Below are 22,957 nucleotides of genomic sequence, written 5' to 3' on the forward strand. Positions count from 1 at the left end.
ATGCAGAAGAGGGACTTAAACGGCTGACTTAAACAGTAACACGAATTGGGAATCTATAGATGAAGGGCTGATCCAATTACGGGTTGGCTCTTTTTGTTGCCTTTGGGGTATAAAGAAAGTAGAGCCAAGTCCAAGCTGAGAGGATGAGAGTCTCTCATACAAATTGCAAACTCATCCATAGCTAATTCCCACGGACCTTGCTAACATAGACCCATAAACTAACTCATGACATAGATAAAGAGGATGAATCCCATGAATAAAAAAGTGCTCGTGGTGGATGACGAATCAAGTATCGTCAGTGCCATTGCTTACGCGCTGCGGCGCGAAGGATATGAAGTAGAGACTGCGAGTGACGGCGAAGAGGCCTTGGTCAAGGTTGCATCGTTTCACCCGCAGGTCATGATTCTGGACGTCATGATGCCAAGACTTGATGGGTACGGTGTATGCCGGAGGCTGGAAGACCGGGAGGATATCGGCATTATTTTGCTAACCGTCAAAAATGATATCGTGGATAAGATCGTTGGCCTGGAAATGGGCGCCGATGATTACATGACCAAGCCCTTCGAGATCCGTGAACTGCTCGCAAGGGTGAAAGCGCTCATGCGCCGTGTCGAGAAAAGCAGTCCACCACCGGATGATTCGAAGAATCAGGCCATCGTGAATGGCACACTGCGTATTCATGTTGCTCACCGCACGGTGACCGTGAATGAGGAAAAGCTGGATCTGACCCCAAAAGAGTTCGATCTGCTGACCATTCTCATGTCTAATCCTGAGCGTGTGTATACACGAGACGATCTTCTGGATCGGGTCTGGGGTATGGAATATGCGGGTGGTACACGAACCGTGGACATTCATATCCAGCGTTTGCGTAAGAAAATCGGAGATACGGATCAGCAAAAATTGCAGACCGTATACGGGATTGGTTACAAAGCATCTGCTCCTGAAGCAGGCGGGGCCATATGAGAGTCAGCATCAAGCTGAAGTTCAGTGTTTTTCTGGCAGCCTTGCTTATCCTAACGGTGGTTGTGCTTAGTTCACTGGTCCTGCGCGGTATTGAACGCAATCAACAGTCACAGATTGAAGGTATTTTATCGCAGCAGACACGGCTGGTGAATCTGAATGTGCGACAGTCCTACTACACCGAGTCCGTTCATCTGGATCAGGATGTATTTTTACAGCGAAATGGCCGCAGGCTGGCACAGGAACTGGCCAACTCTACCGGATTGCCAATAGCACTTTATAACATGACAGGCCAGCAGGTGGGAGCATCCTTCGCCTCCGGCGAGAGTGAACTCGTTCAGGAAACGTTAGACTATGCGCTGCAAAATAAAATAGCCTATCATGAGCAAGGCGAGACCCTGCTCTATGCCGCACCGCTGGACGGTCCGGATGGACAGATGGGCGCCGTATGGATACAATATCCTGTCCAGAGCTACCATGAATTCTATACTCGCATCCTTCAATTGTTCATCTGGGCCGGAATTACTGTTGTGGCGCTGAGCTTCATATTAGGTTATCTGTTCTACAATCGGTTTGCCGTTGCGATTACCCGGCTGAAGAGGTCCGCAGATTCCATTCGCGAAGGGAACTACATTACGGAGTCCCCTGTAAGGCGCAAGGATGAACTGGGAGAGCTGGGGCAGGGCATTTATTATATGAGTACATCCATTCAGCAAAACATCACAGCCATGCATGCGGAGCAGGAGAAGCTGCAACTGGCAATTAAGAAGCTTCAGGCGCTGGAACAGCAACAGAAACAATATATCGGTAACATCAGCCATGAGTTCAAGACACCGCTAACGTCGATCAAAGCTTATGTGGAGCTACTCGACATGTATAAGGATGATCCGCAACTGCTTGATGATGCCACAAGTAACATTGGCAAAGAAACGGAGCGGCTGTACGAGATGGTGGAGAAAGTACTACATTTATCTGCCCTGGAGAAGTACGACTTCGAGAATCAGGCCGAAGATGTAGAGGTCAGTGCTCTGCTGGAGGATGCCTGTGGCCGGATGCGTGGGAAAGCGGAGAAGTTCGCGCTGAATATGGAACTGGATCTTGAACCGGCGGTGATCCGCAGTGATCGGGAGAGTCTTATGCATATTTTCATTAACATGCTGGATAATGCGATCAAATATAACGTTCCGGATGGTGTGATCCGGGTGAAGAGTGAACTACGGATGCAGGAGCGTCAAGCGGTCATTCGCATCTACAACTCGGGTACGCCGATTCCGGCTGAGGCACGGGAGAAGATTTTTGAACCCTTTTACACCGTGAACAAAGACAGGGCCAGAAAAACTGGCGGAACCGGACTGGGATTATCTCTCGTGAAGCAGTTTGTTGAAAAACAGGGCGGTACAATCACCCTGCTGTCGGGCGATCCAGAAGATGGGGAAGGTGTGACGTTCCAGCTCATGTTCCCTTTGGCTGATTCAAGTTTACAAGTTCGAAACAAGTCTGAATAACTTTGGAAGTATGCCATGTGTATGCTTGGTCTTATAGAAGAGAAACCAGGGGGGACCATGATGAATTGGAAACAAGCAGCTTTGGGGGCGTTTGGGGCCATTGGCCTGTTAACAACAGCAGCATGTGGGGGAACAACAGAGCCGGGGGACAATGCACAAGGCGGGAAAACGGGCACCGATATTACAGTAAAAGATAACACCAACACGTCCGTGTACCAGAGCTTCAAGTTGGAGAAAATTGATAAATTGCCGAATATGCGCGGAATCGCCTGGCTAAGTGATGATTGGATTGTATCCGACAAGGAGAATAAGTCCTTGAAACCCGTCACCGTTGAAGGTCAGAAAAGATACCCGCATAACTTATATATGTATGATCTAACCAAAGGTACAGACACGCCGCTCAAGGAAAGTGAAGCCAGTCTGGGTGCACCGCTGGTGTCACCGGATGGTCAGTACCTGTTCTACCGGGAGCCGGAGGAAAGTACGGGTAAAGGTTACATTCTGAACCTGCATAACGGGGAGGCAATCCCCGCTGGTAAGGAGGATGGCTTTATCCAAGAGGGCGCATGGCTGGATAATGAACATGTCATTTTTCCCAATATGAAGGGTGATCTCATCTCGGCAAGTGTGGATGGTACAACGAAAGTGCTGGTCGAGACAGGCAATTTCAATGTGCGGAGCATTAAGGTTTCGAACGGAATGCTCTATTATATTACAGGCGAAGACGGCCAGTTGAATGCATACGATGTGAAGACGGGTGACGTAAAACAGGTGCTGAAAAGTGTGGAGTGGGTCATCCCTTCTAATGATGGAACAAGGCTTGCGATTGTGAAAAGAACGGCGGATACCAAACGGGCGCTGGTGCTCACCGATCTGGAAGGTAATGAGAAGGCCACGCTCGCCAGAGGTACGCAGATCTTCGGCACCAGCTGGTCGGGTGATGATTCCAAGATTGCATACACCATCAATTCAGAGAATGATAATGAGAAAGGGCTGTTTGTCTCCAACACGGAATCGGCTGAGCAGTTCCAGATCTCGGCGGATATGGACAACGCTTCTGACCCGCTTGCCTGGAGCCCGAAAGGCAATAAGATCCTGTTATCGCAGGCCATATTGGAGAATGAGTCTTATCACTTTGTGACCTCGGTCATTACGATCTCGGAATAGGATGGTTGCGGACAGATATGTTCCATATCTTTCATCCCTTTCTATACATTTATATTGACTAAGCTATTCCGCTTCCGATAAACTAGAATGCAGGAATAAAAGTCGAATGTCAGACAGCAGTTCGAGACGAAGTTTCGGGCGGCTGTTTCTTTTCTTTTTACAAGTAAGGGTGCAACGTAGTCGTCTTGCCGGATGATCCGGCTAATAACAACATGGAATAGGAACAGGTGATATACATGTGTAACAGCGCGTACCGCGTGCTTTTATATTATAAGTTCGTGAAGATTGAAGACCCCGAGACGTTTACACAAGAGCATCTGCAATACTGCAAGGATCTCGGTGTGAAAGGCCGTATTCTGATCGCATCCGAAGGTATTAACGGCACGGTATCCGGAACGCCAGAACAGACGGAACAGTATATGAAAGACATGCATGCGAACCCGCTGTTCAGCGACATGGTGTTTAAGATTGATGATGTGGAAGAGCATGCGTTCAAAAAAATCTTTGTTCGGCACAAAGCAGAGCTGGTTACGTTCCGCGTGGAGGAAGATCTCGATCCGAATGTGATTAGCGGCAAACGCCTTTCACCGAAGGAGTTCCATGAGCATTTGCAACGTGATGATGTCATCGTTATCGATGGTCGCAATGACTATGAATACGAAATCGGCCATTTCCGCGGGGCCATCCGTCCAGATGTTGAGTCGTTCCGTGAGTTTCCGGAGTGGATTCGGGAGAACCTGGGTGACATGAAGGACAAAACGATTATTACCTACTGCACTGGCGGCATTCGCTGCGAGAAGCTGACTGGCTTCATGATCAATGAAGGATTCCAGGACGTGGCTCAATTGGACGGCGGTATTGTCACGTACGGTAAAGACCCTGAAGTACAAGGCCATCTGTTTGATGGCAAGTGTTACGTGTTTGATGAGCGAATCTCTGTGCCGATTAACCGGACAGACGAGGATATTGTCATTGCCAGCTGTTATCACTGTGGAACGACACATGACCGATATATTAATTGTCCAACCTGCAACCTGCAGCACGTAAGCTGTGAGGATTGCGAAGAGACGCATAACCGCTTTTGCTCGGATGCTTGCCGGGAGGCAGCACCGGTACACGCATAAGCAGGAGAGCAGGTGCTGATCGTGAAGCGTGAAGAGGAACGAACGACGCGTGAACGGATTTTGTTCATGCTGAAGCAGCAAGGCACATTGACCGCGAGGGAAATGACAGCTGATCTGGGTCTGACCGGCATGGCTATTCGCCGTCATCTGACGGCACTGGAGCAGGACGGCTGGATTGAGGTTCGGGAGGCCCGGGCTACGGCCGGACGTCCGTCCTCGGTGTACCAATTGACGGTACGCGGGGACAGCTTTTTCCCAAAATCATATTCGTCCCTTACGCTGGAACTGCTTGACGAATTGTCTGACTCAGCCGGGAGCGGTGTGGTGGATGCATTGTTCGAGAGTCGCCGGGACAAGCTGCTTCGCAGCGGGTTGCCACAGATGGAGGGCCAGGATCTGGCCGGACGGGTGGAGGAACTCGCGCGAATTCAGAATGCCAACGGATATATGGCGGATGCGTCCATAGAAGAAGATGGAACCTACGTTATTACGGAAATGAACTGCCCGATTGTGCAAGTCGCGAGTGTCTACAAGCAGGCTTGCCGCTGTGAACTGGATCTGTTCCGCTCGCTGCTTCAAGCTGAAGTGGAGCGTACCGAATGTTACGCCGATGGCGGCAAAAGGTGCAAGTATGAGATTCGCGAAGCGTCGGGGAATTAACTGGTTTATACACGAGAGATTGTTTCGATTCGTCGAAATAGTCTCTTTTTTTTGGAAATTTTAAATATGAAAAATTTCATCCCGTAAGTGCACTTGACACATGAATTAACTCATAATAACATACGTTATATAACATGTGTTATTAAAACGAAAGGAGCAGTATATGCCACCGAAATCTGAGATTACACAAGAAAAAGTGTTATCTGCCGCCTTTGAGCTTGTACGGACTCAAGGCTTGGAGGCACTCACTGCGCGAAACGTTGCTCAGGCGCTCCATTGTTCCACCCAGCCCATATATAGTCTCTATAGTAACATTGAAGAGCTAAAAGCAAAGGTCTATGACAAGGCTGCCGAATTCGCCCGTTACAGCATGTTGGAGTATAAGGACGATGACAAATCCCCTGCTTTGAACCTGACGATTGGATTCCTGTACTTTGCACAGAACGAGAAGCAGCTATTTCGAACGTTGTATCTCTCGGGTTACCGACAATACAATCCCCACACCGATCAGTTTCTGGGTGAAGAATTAACCACGTCTTATATGCGATATAGTAAGCGATTGCAGGATGTGTCGGTGGAACAACTCAAGCGCATTTTCCTTAAGCTCACAATCTATTTAATTGGTATTGGAACACTTCTGAACTCTCACACTTTGGAGCTGGAGATGAATGAAGCGATTGAAATGATCCGGGAAATGTACGAGATGTTGTTGCATAAGGAAGGTCTCACTTATTAAATCCGTTGAAGGAGTGAGCGTCATGGTCCACAGGTTGGGTAACAAAATTGGAGAAGGTGGATGTGCGGAAGTATTTGAATGGGAAGATGGGAGCAAGATCGTTAAACTGGCCAAACCGAACACCATTACCGCTGCTTTGGAGGCCGAACTTCATCATTGCCGAATCGCTTCGGCGTGTGGATTACCTGTTCCCAAACCATATGATCTGGTGACCGTTGAGGGGCGATCAGGTATTGTATTCGAACGGATTGATGGCGAGACGATCATGAAGCGTTTTGTAGACAGCGCGGTAGAGCAGTCCAGAATGCAGCAACCGCTGGATATCAGCGAAGATTTTGTGAATGCCCGAATTACAGCCCAGCTTTTTCATCAGATTCATTCACATGCTGTGGCCAATATGCCGAGTCAGCGGGAAAATATCAAGCATAATATTGTTGAAGCACAATACTTGTCTCAAGCTGAGAAAGCTGCCGTGATTGCCCAATTGGATCAATTACCGATGAAGCAGCAACTATGTCACGGTGATCCCAACCCGGGTAACATACTCCTTCGAGATCATGATGCAGTCATTATTGACTGGAACAATGCCTCTATCGGGAATCCGGAAGCAGACTTGGCCGAATACATTATTATGATTCGATATGCGATACTCCCCCCGCATTTGCCGCATGAAGCGACGGTTGTCCTCAATGCCACAAGAGAGTACAGCATTGGTGTCTTTATGGAAGAGTATGAGAAGTTGTCCGGTATTGGTTATGCAGATATCGAACCCTGGATTGCGCCTGTTGCCGCACGTAAATTGATCGCAGATGCCATATCGGAAGCGGAGAAAACAATGCTTGTGGACGAGATTAGAAGAAGACTTCATATTCCATTTTCATGAGTAAGATTTTATGTTGTTGTATCCATGGCGACCATCTACAGAACAATGTGGGTGGTTTTTTGTCTAATGTAATGTTTTCTATCACAATCAACCGATGAAAGTAAATTGGAAGCGGTTCAACCATTGACGGATATCGGGACGCCCCTTAATATTAGGGGAACAATAAAACACCAACACGGGTCATGGACTTCAGTCGCATGAGAAAAGTCTATATTTGTCTGCTTTTGTCGATCAAAGCAACAATGCGTTGAAGCGTTCGTTTTGTCCCGCCCTATCGTGCCAATGAAATACCGATAAGGTAAGGGTAACTACATTTTATAAGATGGAGAGGGGTTCTCACACATGAAAAAGAAATTTTGGATGTCACTGATGATGGTTGCTTCAATGATCGTTGCGGCAGGTTGCGGAAATAACAGCGGTACAGGCACGGAATCCGAAGGATCGGGGAGTACGACAGGTGGAGGCAGCGAGGAAAAATCATACCAGATTGCCATCTCCCAGATTGTTGAACATCCATCCCTGGATGCTACACGCGAAGGTTTCATCGCAGCCCTGAAGGATGCGGGTATTGAAGAGAACAAGAACCTCAAAATCGATTACAATAATGCGCAAGGTGATTCGACGAACAACCTGTCCATTGCACAGAAAATCTCGGGTGATTCCAAAAATGATCTCGTACTCGGAATCGCAACACCATCTGCGCTGGCTCTGGCTCAACAAGTGAAGGACAAGCCATTGTTGTTCGCAGCAGTGACAGACCCACTGGGTGCCAAACTGGTGACCGATATGGACAAGCCGGGCGGCAATGTTACAGGTGCATCCGACACGAATCCAGAGGCCATCGTACAATTGGCTGACTTTATCGCCAAAAATCTGCCGGATGTGAAGACAGTAGGTTTGGTCATTAACGAAGGTGAACCAAACGCGGTGGTTATGGCAAATAACGCAGAAAAAGCACTCGCAACACATAATATCAAGCTGGTGAAAGCACCCGTTACGAATACATCTGAAGTAAAACAGGCAACGGATTCTCTGGTTGGGAAAGTAGATGCCTTCTACATTACACTCGATAATTCCGTCGTGAGTGCGGTTGATACGATCATCCAAACGGCGAACAGTAATAAAATTCCGTTCTTCTCCAGTGATCGGGATACCGTTGAAAAAGGAGCTTTCGCAACGGTTGGCTTCAAATATTATGACCATGGATATCAGGTGGGTGAGATGGCCGCGGATATTCTGAAAAATGGTACAAAACCGGGTGAAATGAAAGTCACCGTTCCGGACAAACTGGATCTGATCCTGAACCTGAAAGCAGCTGAAGCCCAAGGCATCACGGTTACGGATGAGATGAAAGCCGAAGTAAAAGACCAGGAAAACAACATTATTCAATAGAATCTGAGATTGATTCAATAATCTGACCGAAGTGTAATCCGGCAGTATGGATGCGAGGCGAACGTGCAACGGGTTCGCCTCATTCTTTTCGATAGACAGGGAGGAAGTAGCGTGAGTATAAGCTGGAATTCAATTGAAGGAGCAATCGAGCTGGGGCTTTTATATGCACTGATGGCACTTGGTGTATATATTACGTTCCGCATACTCGATTTTCCTGACCTTACCGTAGACGGAAGTTTCACAACAGGAGGCGCAATCGCGGCGGTTATGATCTCCAATGACTTCTCTCCTTGGCTCGCCTGTTTGGCGGCAATGGCTGGCGGCATGGTGGCTGGAGCTTGTACAGGTCTGCTGCATACCAAAGGCAAAATCAACGGATTGTTATCCGGGATTTTGATGATGATTGCGCTCTACTCCATTAATATGCGTATTCTTGGCGCACCGAATAAATCCATTATGGGCATGGATAATCCATTCTCGGGTGAGCATGTCATGGTGCTTATTATTATCGTCGTGCTGGTGTTTAAAATCATGCTCGATCTGTTCATGAAAACAGATGTTGGACTGGCACTTCGCGCGACAGGTGATAACAAACGCATGATTCGCAGCTTTGGTGCGAATACCGATGTGACTACGATTGTAGGTGTCAGCTTATCCAATGGATTGGTTGCCCTGTCTGGTGCATTCATTGCACAGCAATCAGGTTTTGCGGATATCACGATGGGCATTGGTATGATCGTCATTGGACTGGCTTCGGTGATTATCGGTGAAGCCATTCTTGGTGCAAGAACGGTCTTCTGGGCGACACTTGCAGCGATCGTTGGTTCGATTATTTACCGGATTGTGGTCGCACTTGCCCTACAGGTCGAATGGTTTGATACATCTGATCTGAAGTTGATTACCGCGGTGATCGTCATTATTGCCCTTGTATTCCCAACGATGCAGCGCTCCATGAAGCAGCGAAGTCTGGCTCGCAAACGAACAGAAGAGTTGATGCGATCCGGGGGTCATCAGGCGAAGGGAGGTATGTGAGCATGCTGGAGATTACGCAAGTAACCAAGCTGTTCAATCCAGGCACAACGGATGAGAAGACCGCGCTGGTAGGTGTGAATCTGACGATGAATCCGGGAGATTTTGTGACGGTGATTGGCAGTAACGGAGCCGGTAAATCCACGCTGATGAACATCATTTCGGGTGTGATGAAGCCGGATATGGGTGATGTACTGATCAATGACCGCTCTATTAAAAACCTGCCGGAGCATAAACGCAGCAGCTGGATTGGCCGGGTGTTTCAGGACCCGATGGCAGGGACAGCACCACATATGTCCATTGAAGAAAATATGGCGATGGCATACAAACGTGGCAAAGGACGCGGACTGGGCTTCGGAGTTACCCGTGCCAGACGTGAGATTTTCAACACGCAACTGGAGAAGCTAGGAATCGGACTGGAGAAGCGTCCCAATGCAAAAGTGGGGCTTTTGTCTGGTGGTGAGCGGCAGGCACTCAGTCTGTTGATGGCTACGTTTACCCAGCCGCAGATTTTGCTACTGGATGAACATACGGCAGCCCTTGACCCTTCACGTGCCGAATTGATCACGGAACTGACGGAGACACTTGTGCGTGAGATGAGACTGACCACCCTGATGGTGACGCACAATATGGAGCAGGCCATTCGTCTGGGTAACCGTCTGATCATGATGGACAAAGGCCGAATTATTCTGGATGTCAGCGAAGAGCGCAAGCGTACGTTAACCGTGCCTGAGTTGCTTGGCGAATTCGAACGGATTAGCGGCAAAAAGATGGCAGATGATCGTGTCGTACTGGGTTAAGGCAAGGCAATACTTGTTGGAAGAACAGATATCGTAGCGTCTGCAATTTAGCTATCTATAAGATAAACGATAAAAACCTTTTGCGTTCTCGCAAAGGGTTTTTATGGTATGTTGAACACGTTGAAGAAAATGGAATGAATCTATATTATTTCGGAATAGCGAATTATACATAGTAGGAGGACCCTGACATGTCTTTGCAATGGGATGAAGGAACATATACGGTTACGCGGCGAACGGAATCCATTCGCCTGCTCGCCAAGGAATTTGCACTGCTGCATTTTCTGTATGAAAACAAGGAAAAAGCCTTCACCCGCAGTCAACTGCTGGATCGGGTATGGCCGCTGGAATATCCGGTTGAACGCACCGTGGACGATCATATCTATCGCCTGCGCAAGAAATTGAAACGCTGGGATGAGATCAGTCTGGATACGGTACGGGGTTATGGATACCGGCTTGCTGTGCAGGAGAACAAGTCCGCTCTACCCGCTAGCCCTTCTGCTCAGGACCCAGAAATGCAGGAAGTCATTCACGGATTACTTCGTAAATATCACTTGTTTGGGCAGGGAAATGCCATACAGACCCTGGTTCAGCAGCAGGAAGCGCTTGGCATTCAGATTGTCCCGTATTACCAGTTGTATATTCATTTTATACAGGGAGATCTGGAGTGGCTGATTACAACCAAAGAAATTGCTTTCGAAGAACGCTTATACTGGTTATTAATTTTTGTCCATTCGCTAATTGAACCATCAGAAAGCTTACCCTTGTATGAGCAGGCATTGAGTTCATCTGCTTTATCTGCCGATCAGCTTCGGGAACTTCGCATTCTGAACATCGTTGAAGTCTATGTAGAGGCGGGCCAGTATCAACGTGCCAAAACGCAGCTTGAAGAAACGTATCGTGTAATAGAGACTGACGAGCTGAAGAACTTCAGACTTCCTGTAGCACTTGCAGCGTTGTATGTGGAACTGTGGGGTGGCAGTGGTGAGGCGATTGAAGCTCAGGTGTCAGTCCTGCGGTCAGGATTGAAGGATGCCCCGTATCTGCGAGAGATCGGACGTTTTCAGGTGATGGAGGGATTATGGTTACTTCGGCAAGGACGAGTTCGTGAAGCGGAACTGAGAATGGATGACGGTCTGGATGTATTGAAAATGTCGCTGAACGCACCGCTATATCTGAATGCTGCCTTTCAGATTCTCCAGTTCATGGGTCAACATCGAATTGAAGGTAGAATTCGCAGTAAGTATCGTCAAGTGTATGCAGAGATCGGCAAAAGTTACGGTGTACCCGCATATGGACAACAAATTGTAGATGAAATACGTAACTTTTTATCCCCTATCTCCCCATCCTCTGATCTTCCTCTGATATAACTCCTTTATGATTACAGCCAAGGAACATACAGACCGCTAACGGCTGTAATCAAGGGAGGAAGTACACGTATGACCGTCATTTCAAATGAACCCACATCCAAGGAATCCACCGAATCACTCGCGGAATCTTCCAAAAGCTTATGGACCAACCTCCGGTTTGTCCGCATGTTTATCGCATACTCTCTGGCTACGTTTGGAGACTGGTTCGATGCACTTGCCATCCAGGTGATGGTGGCCTACCGTTGGGGAGCCGATCCGCTGATCATTGCCCTTATTCCTGTATGTATGGCTGTCCCGGGCATACTGCTGGGCTCCTTTGCAGGTGCCCTTGCCGATCGACTTCACAAAGTGAAAATCATGATGCTGTGTGATGTGATCACCGTGGGATTAACCGTTGCTATTTTATTCGCACCAAGCCCGATCTGGCTGCTTCCACTTCTTGCTCTACGTGCCATGATGGGGGTTTTTCATGTTCCAGCCCAGCAGGCGTTAACCCGCCAGGTGGTGGCAGAGGAGCATCTGTTTCAGGCATCGTCCCTAAACGGTTTTGTAAGCCAGTGTTCGAAAGTGGCGGGACCACTTCTGGGTGCAGTTATTTTGGCCTTTTTCTCACCACAAATCTGTATTGTCATTAATGCCTGTACCCGCCTGTTGTCAGGTGCGGTATTGTGGCCCTTGCGGCGTTTGGTGGAAAAGTCGGAGTCCGTAGCCTCAGACGGAAGTGCTGCTAGTGAAAAGGATGGATCGGAATCTTTGTTCTCCCAGTGGAAGCAAGGCTGGCGTTTTATACGGAGCAGTCGCACCGTGCTGAGTACGATTTGGTTCGGCTGTTTTGGACTCATGGCCATTCTTATGATTGATTATCAGTTTACGACCCTGTTTCGAGAGATCAAGCCAGGTAACGAATCACTGCTCGGCTGGTTGGGGTCGTCGGCAGGAGCAGGGGCAGTCATCATCATTTTGTTGTTAAATCGCTTGCCGAGAATTAGGTATGGGTGGGGACTGGGTGGAGGATATCTGTTCGTAGGTGCCGCAATCGCTGCATTGGGGTGGATCGGCCCACAAACACCTGAAATTTGGGTCATTATCTGGGGTGTCTGCATTGGGCTGGGTAATGGACTCTTTATGGTAACACTGAATTATTTGTTGCAAAAGGAGACCCCTCCTGCCTATGTAGGGCGCGTCTTCGGCATTCAAAATTCACTATCCAGTGTTGTACTGGTGGTCGCTCCACTTGCAGGTGGGGCGCTCATTCGAGTTGCAGGGCCAAGTCCCACCTTTCAATATATCGGTCTCGCTACGCTCGTGATTGGTCTTGCCGGCATACTGCTACAACGTATCTTGTGGGAGGGAAAGCAACCTCTCGTGTCTGAAGCAAAAGAGACTATTCCGCAGGAATCGGTCTGACAGACTTTGCCCGGACAATATATTTATCCTCAATCCATCTACAATAAAACGAACAGCCGCTTCCGTATTCAACCGAAGGCGGTTGTTTGCACATTGCATTTGTTATACATCGTTGAATGAATCATACTTCCCACCAAGCGAAATAAGCAGTAGAGGCCATCAGTCCACCAACCGAAAGGGATCCGCTGACAGAGAGGTTAATGGCTTGACCTGGAGGAACCACATAACGGCCAAATTCATTGGATAGAAACGGCCCTGCTTGAAGGGGCATAGCCATCAATGAGGTCGTTCCTGAAGGCGCTGCAGCAGAGAACCGTACCGTGGCTACGCTGGTATTGCTGCTGGAAAGATTGCTGTTCACCGATGTTAGTGTACTGGGAGAGCTTAGCGTTCCATTGGCGGTCAGACTCATGGAACCGCTGAAGGATGACAACAGATTCAGTGCAACCGTGATTCCGCCGGAGAGCCGGGATACGTACAGGGTCTTCCCACTCCCTGCTGGATTGGCCAATTGTACGGTGGCGATAACCGTTCCTCCCAGCAATCCCAGTGTTGTGGAGTTGGTGGAACCTGCATTATACAGATTGCCTGTACTGCCAGCATTATTCTCCGGAGGAGCAACAATGCCGGGAGAAATGTACGTGTTGGTGTTGGACGTATAGACGGGCAGATTCAATGGATTAAATACATTGTTGTTTGGCACAGTGTGCACCTCCTTTTATCAGGATCATGCTCAGAATTCCCACCAGAAGAGATTAATGGCTGCAGTCTGACTGCCAGTTCCTAAACTAATGGATAGTGATTGTCCCGGCGGAACAAGAATGGAACCGTTCAAATCCAAAGAATACATTCCCGCAGTAAGAGGTATGCTGAGTAAGCTTGTGAACGTACCCCCAAGAGTGCCTGTATTTTGCCTGGTGGTAACGATGCTGGTGTTGGTGTTGCCAAGCAACGTATTGACGGGTACAGGTGTACTTCCTACGGTCACCGTGCCTCCGGAATAAACGACCAGTGTAGCTGCAGCAGTTGTACCTCCCGAAAGGCTGGCAATACGTACTGTTCTGCCACTTCCAGACGCATTCAGGATTTGAAGAAGAAGGTTTTGGCTGGAAGGAATCGATATGTTATTTGTCGTCAGGGCAAAAAAACTGCCTGCCGCAGCCGCACCGGTATTTACCGAAGCCTCAATACCTGGGGCTGCATAGGTGTTGGTCAGTTGAGTGAACAGGGGCCCATTAGACTGGTTGAATACATTAGCGTTTGCCATCTTGTACCCCCTCTGAACAGATTGAAATGCCTTCATGATACTTTTTTATTTCGCATGTCCTCATTAATTGCATTGTATGTAAGAACAAGAGAAAGCGTTTGGGAACTGTCTGCAAATTCCAAAATAACGGCAGATGCCGTGCCCGCATATTCAATCCGGGCATACGATGCGTAAGCACATTTTTTAAGGGGAAATCGAGATGAGTCGAACAGCGAAGCGAAGCAAGAAGAGAACGAAGCAACCAACTAAATATGTCAGTCGCCGCCGCTCCCGTCACTCCTGCCGCGCTAAATTGCTGAACCCCCCTTGTTCCCGGATTACTCGTCCCCGGTTCAAGCAGGGTGCTTCCTCACGCACGAAACTCCCTGGTGCTATTCATTGTTTTACAGAGCATACGTATGTCGGGGCCGAAACCAGTAGCAGCATGGATTCACTCCCGGCACAAGACACCTCATCACTCAGCATGTACACCTATGGCGTTGTGAATCGGGGGAAACATCCGGCTCTTGTACAGATCCAGATCAGCCCCAATGCCTTGGACTATGCTGTGGACAGCCAGGAGGTGATCGCGGGAGGACAGACCAAAGCGCTGGTACCATTGCGATTTTTGCACTATACCCGGCTTGCAATTCAATCCGTTGAACCGGATCAACCGACCCGGCTCGATGTTTACTTTCAGGCACAGCGTATGCCGTAAGGGAGTATGATCACACAGATTTGACCAGGGAGGAGGACGAAGCACATGCCTAACTTTACAACGTTTAATACAAATCCGGATAATTTGAGAACGTTGATTTTCGGTCAAGATAGTACAGGCACAGCCCAGCCTGTCAGAACAGATACGAGCGGGAACGTGGTTGGTATTATTTTGGACGGAACCATCAGTAACATCTCAGGTCTGACTACCGTTACAATTAACGCCGGAACCATTACCAACATTCTGAACGGAACCATCACAAGTGTGCTTGGAGCGACCATCACGGCAGGTACGATTAACAGTGTGCTTGGAGCTACAGTAACAGCAGGTACATTGACGAACTTGCTGAATGGTACGATCACAAGTGTATTGGGCGCAACGATCACGGCGGGAACCATCACGAGTGTGCTGGGAGCAACCGTGACCGCAGGTACATTAACGAACCTGCTCAATGGTACGATTACCAGTGTGCTCGGAGCCACAGTTACAGCGGGAACCCTGACGAACCTGCTGAATGGTACGATCACAAGTGTACTGGGAGCAACGATTACCGCCGGAACGATCACGAGTGTGCTCGGAGCCACAGTGACAGCGGGAACGCTGACGAACTTGCTGAATGGTACGATTACAAGTGTATTGGGAGCAACGATTACTGCAGGAACGATCACGAGTGTGCTCGGAGCCACAGTGACAGCGGGAACATTAACGAACTTGCTGAACGGTACGATCACAAGTGTATTGGGAGCAACGATTACTGCAGGAACGATCACGAGCGTGCTTGGAGCAACGATTACAGCAGGTACCATCACAGGTATACTCGGAGCCACGGTAACAGCGGGTACGTTGACCAATTTGCTGAATGGTACGATTACGAGTGTACTTGGAGCAACGATTACAGCCGGAACCCTGACGAACTTATTGAACGGAACGATTACCAGCGTACTTGGTGCAACTGTAACAGCGGGTACATTAACGAACTTGCTGAATGGTACGATCACGAGTGTGCTTGGAGCAACGATCACCGCAGGAACCCTGACAAACTTGTTGAACGGAACGATTACCAGTGTGCTCGGAGCGACAATTACAGCGGGGACACTTAGCAGTGTGACGTCTATTTCACAGAAGAGTTTTCAGGAGTCCCAACTCATAAGCACCCCTACCGCAAACACCTTCACAGCGCTCCCAGCGGTTACGACCAGTGTATTTGGCACGTATTCTTTCTTTGTATATAACCGGGGACCGGGTGTAAACCGGGTAGATGCTCTTGTTGAGATCAGTGCCAATGGAACGAACTGGTACACGGATGTGACAACTGTGACGGGTATTTTATCCGGATCAGTGGATGTACTCGTGCCGCAACGTTTTCTCAAATATACGCGTCTTTCCTACCGCTCCAGCCTAATCGGCGCACCAAGTACGATTGATGTGTTCTTCAATGGACAAGGCACATAACCCATTTATTTGTCATATAGGTACATGGAGTTCCTTTGGTGGACTTCATGTACTTTTTTGCATTGGAGGTGGTTACATTTGAAGAACCGTTTACTTGGAATCCATATGATTGTTCAAAATGAAGAACATCACCTGCCCCGCTGTCTCGACAGCTTGAAGCATATCGGCACGGAATGTTTTATTACCGATACTGGCTCATCTGACCGTACACCTGAAATCGGCAGAACGTACGGAGCAACGGTGTTGCACGCCCGCTGGCAAGATGACTTTGCCCATGCACGAAACATCAGTCTGCCTCTGGCGAGTACGGAATGGGTTCTATCTTTGGATGCTGATGAGTACGTTGCGCAGGGATTGGAAGAACTGCTGAATTATTTACCTAAAGTCCATAAAAGCATTTCAAGATTACGGATTACCATAGAGAATCGATATGGTGAAGGGGTGGAAGAGAGGGTCATCTCCCAACCAGTGAGACTATTCCGTGCTCATCAGGGATATCGATATGCGGGACGCGTCCATGAGCAGTTGGTTCGTCATAGCCCATGCAAGCTTGCCCAGGATGAGGTTGCTGATACAAATAAAAGCGAGAGTAATACAGATGAAGAAAGTGTATTGATTGAGACGGAACCGCTTGCTCCGTTATGTCTGATTCATGATGGATATCTGGCCTCAACGATTGCGCAAGAGCATAAGCCAAGACGTAATTTGAAACTGATTGAGCGGGAACTCGCAGATGAACCTGCACAGCCTTTTCACCTGTACAATCTGGGAGTAACGTATTGCCAGCTTGGTCAGATCGAACAGGCAATTGAAGTGTTCCGTGAATCATTACACCTGACAGAGCTGCTCGCGCCATATCGTCCTACTCTGGTTAGAGATTATGCAAAGACCCTTGTGGGATCGGCACGTTATGACGAGGCGCATGCCATTCTGGCTGTGGAAAGGCAGCGTTATCCCTCCTATGCTGATCTGCACCTGTTGTATGGGGAGACGTTGGAGCAACAAGGTTTGGAGGAACGTGCATATCAATCCTATGCCCGAGCAACGGACTGCCGGAAGGGAATGGACCGTGTTGGACAGAGTGATGGCGGAGGTAAGTTTGATGCACAGTATGTAACGGAAGCAGGTTCCGACAGTTACAGAGCCTATACCGCCATGGCAAGACTTGCGCAGAAACGGGGATTCCTTAATGAGTCTGCACACCTGTACGGGCTGGCTCTGGACAGCATGTTCACGTATGCTCCGGCATGGGTAGGGTTGGCAGATGTTATGCAACAATCCGGTGAAACGGATGAGAACATAGCAGAAGCATTGCTCGCCAGATGCCGAGGATTCGAGGAATCGGGTCACGGTGATTCGATTCGTGGTGAAATGCCCCATTCATATGCAGTGATGAATGAGGATCATCTGGTGCATGTAATCTATGTTCTAGCAGGCTGCGGAGCATATGAACAGGCACTGAAAATGCTGGATGCAGATGTGCGTACCGCTCGTATCCATGTGGCGGATCGAATACATTGGATGTTGTGTGCGAATAAGGTTTCCGAAGCACTGCAATTGGCAGAAGAACACTGGAACGTGGGGGGGGCACATGAAGTCAATCTGCTGGGGGAGCACAGGATGGATTGGGCACTGGCTTGTTGGGCCAATGGATTACGATTATCCGAGGCGTTCCTGGCAACTACGCTTCCACAGGAAAAAAACGTGTGGAAAGTCATGGATCGACTGCTGGATCAGTTAACCAAAGAGCCGCGAAGCAGGAAATCTGCGTCACAAGAACAGAAGCTTATGCAATGGGGCCCGCAGGCAGAGATGGTAGCGGAGAAGGTTGTGCAGCAAGCCATAAAGACAGGACAGCTCATACTTGCTGAACAGCTGCATGAGTTGCGAGCAATGATGATGCGTGACCATTGGGACACAGCTGTAACTTTACGACGGGAGTTTGCAAGCCTGCTGTATCGTCAGGGGTATACCATGGTAGCCGCGAACATCCTGATTCAGTGCATGACCGAGAGTGAGCTGGATGCCGAAGGGTTATTCTGGCTGGGTGAAACGCTGTATGCCAAAGGCCACAATGATCAAGCGCTGTCTCTGTTCGAGCAGGCTCTGGAGCAGAAGCCTGATATGCGGCAGGCCCGAGCTGGAGCTGCTGTATGTTACATGCGGTTGGCAATGGAGGCGATTCGGCAGGAAATGGTTCGTTCTTCATCTTCGGGTGTACTCGATGCACAATATACTGCACTGGAACAAAGGCTGCGAACGACCGAAGGCATCCCGTGGCGTACGCTTTTCCAAGCGAAGGAAAGGAGGAATCAGCTTGCGAGCGGAACGAATTTCCCTATGCATGATCGTGAAGGATGAGGAAGAGTTGCTGCCTCACTGCCTTGCCAGTGTCCAGGGAGCGGTGGACGAGATGATTGTAGTGGACACCGGTTCGTCGGACCGCAGCGCGGAGATTGCGCAGCAATATGGAGCGGTGGTTGTGGCATTTGAGTGGTGCGAAGATTTTGCCGCAGCACGGAATGCTGGCCTGGAGCGGGCTTCCGGCGACTGGATTCTCTTTCTTGATGCGGACGAGGCGCTCGATAGAGCTGCGCGGGAGCAGATCAGGAGCTGGACGGCGGTCAGCGGATGTGACGGATTGTTTTTAAACATTCATAACTATACAGGTACGGGTCAACAAGGGGTTACCGTGAATCCGGTTTTGCGTCTCTTCCGCAATGCTCCTAGCCATCGGTTTGAAGGTCGGATTCATGAGCAGATTGCGGCGGCGATCTGTCGTGGGAATCCAGAGGCTGCTTTTCATGTGACGGACATGGTCATCCATCATTATGGGTATCAGACGGCGATTGTGGAGCGCAAAGATAAGGTGAACCGCAATGTCCGCCTGCTGCAACAGGCAGTGGAGGAAGAACCGGATCAGCCGTTCCATCACTATAATCTGGGTGTCGAGTATTTGCGTGTGGGGGAAGCGGAGCGGGCGTTGGAGACGTTTGGTGTGGCTCGGATGGGGATTGATCCTGCGGTGACCAGTTATGCGCATCTGTTGTTCAAATATGAAGTTCGTTGTCTCCAGCATCTGAATCGTTGGCAGGAGGCATTAGATCGTATTGATGCTGCGCTTGAACTCTTTCCAGAGTACACGGATCTGATGCACCATCGGGCGGTATGTGCAGAGGCATTGGGTGATGCAGATCGGGCAGAGTATTCGCTCCGTGAAGCTATTCGCATGGGTCCACCTCTCCCCATATACCATACGGAAGAAGGCATCGGCACCTATCAGACGTGGTATACGTTAGGGCGATTGCTGGAAGGAAGGGCCGATCTGGAGGGTGCGGTGGATGCTTACGTGGAAGCGGTGCGCGCCAAATCGAGTCTGTTACCGCCGCTCTATCGGATATTCCGCATTATGCGAGTCTCCGGGCAGGGACATCAGATTCCAGAGCTGGTGAGGGAGCGCTTTGCACTCGGTTCGGAAGAGGCAACACACAAAGTATTGGGCATTCTGGAACAATCCCGTTGTTATGATGCGGCTCTTCAATTGTTACCGGATGTATCCTCACAACCCACCGGAGAGATGAGGGAGCGCTTATCTGTGGCGGAGGCGATGCTCCAAATCCAACAGGGAAGATGGAACAAGGCGCGTCTGAAACTGGAACCTGTGCAGCGGAAAAAAGGGCTGCTTGCGATCTCGTCTGCCCGATGGCTCGAACGATTGGAGTGGGTCGAGGGGAAGGAAGTCAACGGAGATGATCCACTGACGTTGTGGTTGAAGCGTAGCTCGCAGCTAGGTGCAGTCACGAATGAGGAAATGGTTGTACAGGCAGGACGAACGGTGGGTCTGAGAGCGACAACAAAGAAGGACATGGACTCCGGCATGGACGGAACGGTTGCAGGAGCAGAGTATGATGGCTGGCAGGCGCTCGGACTGATGATGGAAGGATGTGTACAGTCAGGAAGATGGAAGGAACTGCATAGCCTGATTCAGATATGCCGTCAGCAATTGTCGGGAGAAGGGTTATCGGTGGGAGAGAGCGTTCGAGCGGGAGAGAAGGAGAAAGAGATGGAAGGGAAAAAGGAAAAAGGGAAGGCCGGTGACATGGAGTCGTTCCCAGGGGCTTCGGATACCCTGACGGGAACCAGCTGGCTGGTGAAGGGATTGGTCAGTGCTGCGGATCATCATCTGGAGATATTCGCTCAGCATGCAGATGGTCAGCGGCACCGTTGTTGGCCTGTCGTTCAGCATATTCGGCTGGAGTTGCCGGGAGCGGACGGGTTTGAGAGCTGAGAGGAATCAGGTGAGTGAGGGAGTTAAAGTAGATACAGCTGGGTTCTGAATGGGGGCGAACTCCGTTGGTGAGGGATGGTGGTGAATGTGGAGTCAGGGATCAGCTTGTGCATGATCGTGAAGGATGAGGCCGGGTCACTCCAGCGGTGCTTGAATGCAGTCAAGGATGTTGTGGATGAGATCATCGTTGTAGACACAGGCTCGATAGACGATACAACTGAAATTGCACGTCTCCATGGTGCTGTTGTAATCCGTGCGGAATGGAACGGAGATTTCAGTGAAGCCCGTAATCTGTCGCTGGCGGCTGCTACGAAACCGTGGATTTTGGTGCTTGATGCGGATGAAGTCTGGGTACAGACCCCGCAGATGAAGGCAGAACTCGTGCAGTTGTTAGCGGCAAGCAGAGACGACGTATGGGGATATTGGATACAGGTCACAAGTCTGCTGGGTGTGTCCGGTGAAGAGCGTGTGACGGATGCGGTATGTCGATTGTTCCGAAATGATCCCCGAATTGCCTTTCAGGGTAGAATTCATGAAGAGATTGCTTCGTCCATCATGGCACTGGCTCCACAAGGTGTGCTTCATTCTGGACTTGAAGTCATTCATTACGGATATCTGGAGCAGGCGATTACTGCCAAAAATAAAGGTGCACGCAACATGCAATTGATACGTTCCGCGTTGAATCAGGAGGGGGATCAACCGGATCTGTTATATGCTCTGGCTGCTGAATGGTTTCAGCAAGCGAAGTATGATGAAGCACTCCGGTTGTTACAGCCATTATTGGCGCAGCTTATGCCGGAGTGTGGATATCACTCGGATCTGGTGCTGAAAACGGCTTACGCTTGGCGAGAGATTGGCAGCCCGGAGAGGGCGCTTGCTGTGGTGGAAGCGTGGGCGCCCGTGTATGAGGATTTTCCGGATTTGTTGGAGCTTGGTGCTGTACTGCAACTGGATCAAGGGAGAGAAGATATGGCCCTGAACTGGTTAAAACAGGCTAGATCCGCTGCTTCCACTGCCAGCAGGTATACTTCGGTCTCTGGTGCTGGAACCTACCGCAGCCTGACGCTGGAAGGCATGGCGCATGAGCGGGCTGGCCGCTGGGCAGAGGCAGAAGCCGCGTACATAGCGGCGCTGGGCATGCAACCCGGTACCTTGCCTGCATGGCAGCGGCTGTTGTTGCTCGCCGCAGCCACAGGGCGGCCGCACGCCATCGCCAGCGCCGCGGCTCGGGTAAGCTTGCCGCCTGCGGCATGGCAAGCGTTGATCCCGGCCGCGCTTGCCGCGCATCGGCCGGAGTGGCTGCTGCGCCATGCGGCGGCGCTGGTTGCACCGCTGCGGGCACAGCCGCTGGCCGCCGGGCTTGCGCTGGCCCAGCTGGGCGAGGACGCCGCGGCTCGGGCGGCTTTGCAGCCCTGGGCGGCGCATGCGCAGCACGGGCCAGAGGCGGCGCTCGCGCTGTGGGCGCTGGGCCACAAGCAGCCCGGCGGGCGCAACGCCCGAGCGGCGGCTCGCCAGCAGGCAGCGCTGCCTGCCGCGGCCCACGCCGCCGAGGCGCTGCTGCAGCACGGGGCCTTGGCCCGCAGCAGCGGCGGGGCGTGCAGCAGCGGCAGCCCGCCCTTCGGCGCAACGCCCGGCGGCCGTGCCGCGCCTGCGCCGGGCGGCGTGCTCGCCGCTGCGCAAGCGCTCGCCGGCGTAGGCGCCTGGGCCGCATGGCTGCGCCTGCTGCAAGCCCTGCCGCCCCGCGGCGCGCTGGCGTTGCTCGCAGCGCTTCCGCCTGCGGCACGCTGCGGGTTGCTGCGCGCACCCGATAGCGTCCGCGAAGGGCTGCTTGCGCTATGCGGCACGCCTGACGGCGCGCAGCAGCCCCCCGCGGACGAAGTGCCCGCCCCGGAGCGCACCGCTCACGCGCTCCTCGCGGGCACGCTCGCGCTGCTCGCCGGGCGGCAGAACCTGGCGCGTGAATGGGCCGAATCGGCCCAACTCACTGCGCGGCAATCTGCCGCCACAGGTCGCCCGGCGACAGCAATCCCGCCGGGCCTGCAAACCCTGCTGCGCCTGACAGCACCCGGCGCAGCCTCTGCCAAAGAGTACACCAACCAGTGCAACATGTTACTGGTACACCTATAATTTCCTTTAATCTTTAATCTTTAATCACTAATCACTAATCACTAATCACTGATTTCTAGTCTCTAGTCCCCAACCTCCATCCCCATATATTCCCGA

19 protein-coding genes are annotated in these 22,957 nt (G+C 50.6%); 17 read left to right on the plus strand and 2 right to left on the minus strand.

Annotated elements, in window-relative coordinates:
• Window positions 1-252 precede the first annotated feature (252 nt).
• The 12 genes from BLS69_RS20990 to BLS69_RS21045 all read left to right on the plus strand — a co-directional run bounded on the left by BLS69_RS20990 (window position 253) and on the right by BLS69_RS21045 (window position 13,030).
• On the plus strand, window positions 253-963 hold the full coding sequence (locus BLS69_RS20990; protein ID WP_091035838.1) for a response regulator transcription factor: 711 nt from the start codon (window positions 253-255) through the stop codon (window positions 961-963).
• Window positions 960-2,465 (plus strand): sensor histidine kinase, encoded by a 1,506-nt coding sequence (locus BLS69_RS20995; RefSeq protein WP_091035841.1) that lies wholly within the window; start codon window positions 960-962, stop codon window positions 2,463-2,465. Before BLS69_RS20990 ends, BLS69_RS20995 begins: the two co-directional genes overlap by 4 nt.
• A gap of 57 nt (window positions 2,466-2,522) precedes the next feature.
• Window positions 2,523-3,632: a TolB-like translocation protein gene (locus BLS69_RS21000; protein WP_143023603.1), complete on the plus strand. Its 1,110-nt coding sequence runs from the start codon at window positions 2,523-2,525 to the stop codon at window positions 3,630-3,632.
• A gap of 236 nt (window positions 3,633-3,868) precedes the next feature.
• Window positions 3,869-4,756, plus strand: coding sequence for an oxygen-dependent tRNA uridine(34) hydroxylase TrhO (locus BLS69_RS21005; protein ID WP_091035847.1), 888 nt, complete (start codon window positions 3,869-3,871; stop codon window positions 4,754-4,756).
• A 12-nt stretch (window positions 4,757-4,768) separates the two neighbouring features.
• A complete protein-coding gene (locus BLS69_RS21010) occupies window positions 4,769-5,416 on the plus strand; it encodes a helix-turn-helix transcriptional regulator (RefSeq protein ID WP_091035849.1) in 648 nt (215 codons plus the stop codon).
• Between the two features lie 163 nt (window positions 5,417-5,579).
• On the plus strand, window positions 5,580-6,152 hold the full coding sequence (locus tag BLS69_RS21015; protein ID WP_091035852.1) for a TetR/AcrR family transcriptional regulator: 573 nt from the start codon (window positions 5,580-5,582) through the stop codon (window positions 6,150-6,152).
• A 22-nt stretch (window positions 6,153-6,174) separates the two neighbouring features.
• Window positions 6,175-7,035 carry a phosphotransferase family protein gene (locus BLS69_RS21020; protein WP_091035856.1) on the plus strand — a complete coding sequence of 287 codons (861 nt, stop codon included), beginning with the start codon at window positions 6,175-6,177 and terminating at the stop codon, window positions 7,033-7,035.
• Between the two features lie 342 nt (window positions 7,036-7,377).
• On the plus strand, window positions 7,378-8,427 hold the full coding sequence (locus BLS69_RS21025) for an ABC transporter substrate-binding protein (protein WP_091035858.1): 1,050 nt from the start codon (window positions 7,378-7,380) through the stop codon (window positions 8,425-8,427).
• 171 nt (window positions 8,428-8,598) lie between these two features.
• Complete coding sequence (locus BLS69_RS21030) at window positions 8,599-9,459, plus strand: ABC transporter permease (RefSeq protein WP_051154091.1); 861 nt, start codon at window positions 8,599-8,601, stop codon at window positions 9,457-9,459.
• 2 nt (window positions 9,460-9,461) lie between these two features.
• Complete coding sequence (locus tag BLS69_RS21035; RefSeq protein ID WP_036606660.1) at window positions 9,462-10,256, plus strand: ABC transporter ATP-binding protein; 795 nt, start codon at window positions 9,462-9,464, stop codon at window positions 10,254-10,256.
• 188 nt (window positions 10,257-10,444) lie between these two features.
• Window positions 10,445-11,623, plus strand: a complete 1,179-nt coding sequence (locus BLS69_RS21040) for a winged helix-turn-helix domain-containing protein (protein ID WP_091035862.1) — start codon at window positions 10,445-10,447, stop codon at window positions 11,621-11,623.
• A gap of 69 nt (window positions 11,624-11,692) precedes the next feature.
• Window positions 11,693-13,030 carry an MFS transporter gene (locus BLS69_RS21045; protein ID WP_091035864.1) on the plus strand — a complete coding sequence of 446 codons (1,338 nt, stop codon included), beginning with the start codon at window positions 11,693-11,695 and terminating at the stop codon, window positions 13,028-13,030.
• Window positions 13,031-13,151: 121 nt separating this feature from the next.
• On the opposite strand, the gene BLS69_RS21050 is transcribed toward BLS69_RS21045, so the two are convergent.
• Window positions 13,152-13,733, minus strand: coding sequence for a hypothetical protein (locus BLS69_RS21050; protein ID WP_091035866.1), 582 nt, complete (start codon window positions 13,731-13,733; stop codon window positions 13,152-13,154).
• A 30-nt stretch (window positions 13,734-13,763) separates the two neighbouring features.
• Window positions 13,764-14,297 (minus strand): hypothetical protein, encoded by a 534-nt coding sequence (locus tag BLS69_RS21055; protein WP_091035868.1) that lies wholly within the window; start codon window positions 14,295-14,297, stop codon window positions 13,764-13,766.
• A gap of 199 nt (window positions 14,298-14,496) precedes the next feature.
• Between BLS69_RS21055 and BLS69_RS21060 the strand changes: the two genes are divergently transcribed.
• The 5 genes from BLS69_RS21060 to BLS69_RS21080 all read left to right on the plus strand — a co-directional run bounded on the left by BLS69_RS21060 (window position 14,497) and on the right by BLS69_RS21080 (window position 22,861).
• Entirely contained in the window at window positions 14,497-14,994 is a 498-nt protein-coding gene (locus tag BLS69_RS21060; protein ID WP_091035871.1) for a DUF6385 domain-containing protein, read from the plus strand.
• Between the two features lie 45 nt (window positions 14,995-15,039).
• Complete coding sequence (locus BLS69_RS21065) at window positions 15,040-16,446, plus strand: DUF6385 domain-containing protein (RefSeq protein WP_256332374.1); 1,407 nt, start codon at window positions 15,040-15,042, stop codon at window positions 16,444-16,446.
• A gap of 78 nt (window positions 16,447-16,524) precedes the next feature.
• Window positions 16,525-18,807: a glycosyltransferase gene (locus BLS69_RS21070; RefSeq protein ID WP_176872911.1), complete on the plus strand. Its 2,283-nt coding sequence runs from the start codon at window positions 16,525-16,527 to the stop codon at window positions 18,805-18,807.
• Entirely contained in the window at window positions 18,764-20,734 is a 1,971-nt protein-coding gene (locus BLS69_RS21075) for a tetratricopeptide repeat-containing glycosyltransferase family 2 protein (RefSeq protein ID WP_176872914.1), read from the plus strand. Before BLS69_RS21070 ends, BLS69_RS21075 begins: the two co-directional genes overlap by 44 nt.
• A 111-nt stretch (window positions 20,735-20,845) precedes the next feature.
• Window positions 20,846-22,861: a glycosyltransferase family 2 protein gene (locus BLS69_RS21080; protein WP_176872916.1), complete on the plus strand. Its 2,016-nt coding sequence runs from the start codon at window positions 20,846-20,848 to the stop codon at window positions 22,859-22,861.
• The last annotated feature ends 96 nt before the right edge of the window (window positions 22,862-22,957 follow it).

Source organism: Paenibacillus sp. CF095 (genome assembly GCF_900101225.1).
Taxonomy (GTDB): Bacteria; Bacillota; Bacilli; order Paenibacillales; family Paenibacillaceae; genus Paenibacillus.

Coding starts and splice junctions, on each gene's coding strand:
- BLS69_RS21015 (WP_091035852.1), top strand. CDS start 5,580: ATGCCACCGAAATCTGAGATTACACAAGAAAAAGTGTTATCTGCCGCC.
- BLS69_RS21035 (WP_036606660.1), top strand. CDS start 9,462: ATGCTGGAGATTACGCAAGTAACCAAGCTGTTCAATCCAGGCACAACG.
- BLS69_RS20990 (WP_091035838.1), top strand. CDS start 253: ATGAATAAAAAAGTGCTCGTGGTGGATGACGAATCAAGTATCGTCAGT.
- BLS69_RS21065 (WP_256332374.1), top strand. CDS start 15,040: ATGCCTAACTTTACAACGTTTAATACAAATCCGGATAATTTGAGAACG.
- BLS69_RS21030 (WP_051154091.1), top strand. CDS start 8,599: ATGGCACTTGGTGTATATATTACGTTCCGCATACTCGATTTTCCTGAC.
- BLS69_RS21020 (WP_091035856.1), top strand. CDS start 6,175: ATGGTCCACAGGTTGGGTAACAAAATTGGAGAAGGTGGATGTGCGGAA.
- BLS69_RS21025 (WP_091035858.1), top strand. CDS start 7,378: ATGAAAAAGAAATTTTGGATGTCACTGATGATGGTTGCTTCAATGATC.
- BLS69_RS21000 (WP_143023603.1), top strand. CDS start 2,523: ATGATGAATTGGAAACAAGCAGCTTTGGGGGCGTTTGGGGCCATTGGC.
- BLS69_RS21040 (WP_091035862.1), top strand. CDS start 10,445: ATGTCTTTGCAATGGGATGAAGGAACATATACGGTTACGCGGCGAACG.
- BLS69_RS20995 (WP_091035841.1), top strand. CDS start 960: ATGAGAGTCAGCATCAAGCTGAAGTTCAGTGTTTTTCTGGCAGCCTTG.
- BLS69_RS21080 (WP_176872916.1), top strand. CDS start 20,846: ATGATCGTGAAGGATGAGGCCGGGTCACTCCAGCGGTGCTTGAATGCA.
- BLS69_RS21055 (WP_091035868.1), bottom strand. CDS start 14,297: ATGGCAAACGCTAATGTATTCAACCAGTCTAATGGGCCCCTGTTCACT.
- BLS69_RS21045 (WP_091035864.1), top strand. CDS start 11,693: ATGACCGTCATTTCAAATGAACCCACATCCAAGGAATCCACCGAATCA.
- BLS69_RS21005 (WP_091035847.1), top strand. CDS start 3,869: ATGTGTAACAGCGCGTACCGCGTGCTTTTATATTATAAGTTCGTGAAG.
- BLS69_RS21060 (WP_091035871.1), top strand. CDS start 14,497: ATGAGTCGAACAGCGAAGCGAAGCAAGAAGAGAACGAAGCAACCAACT.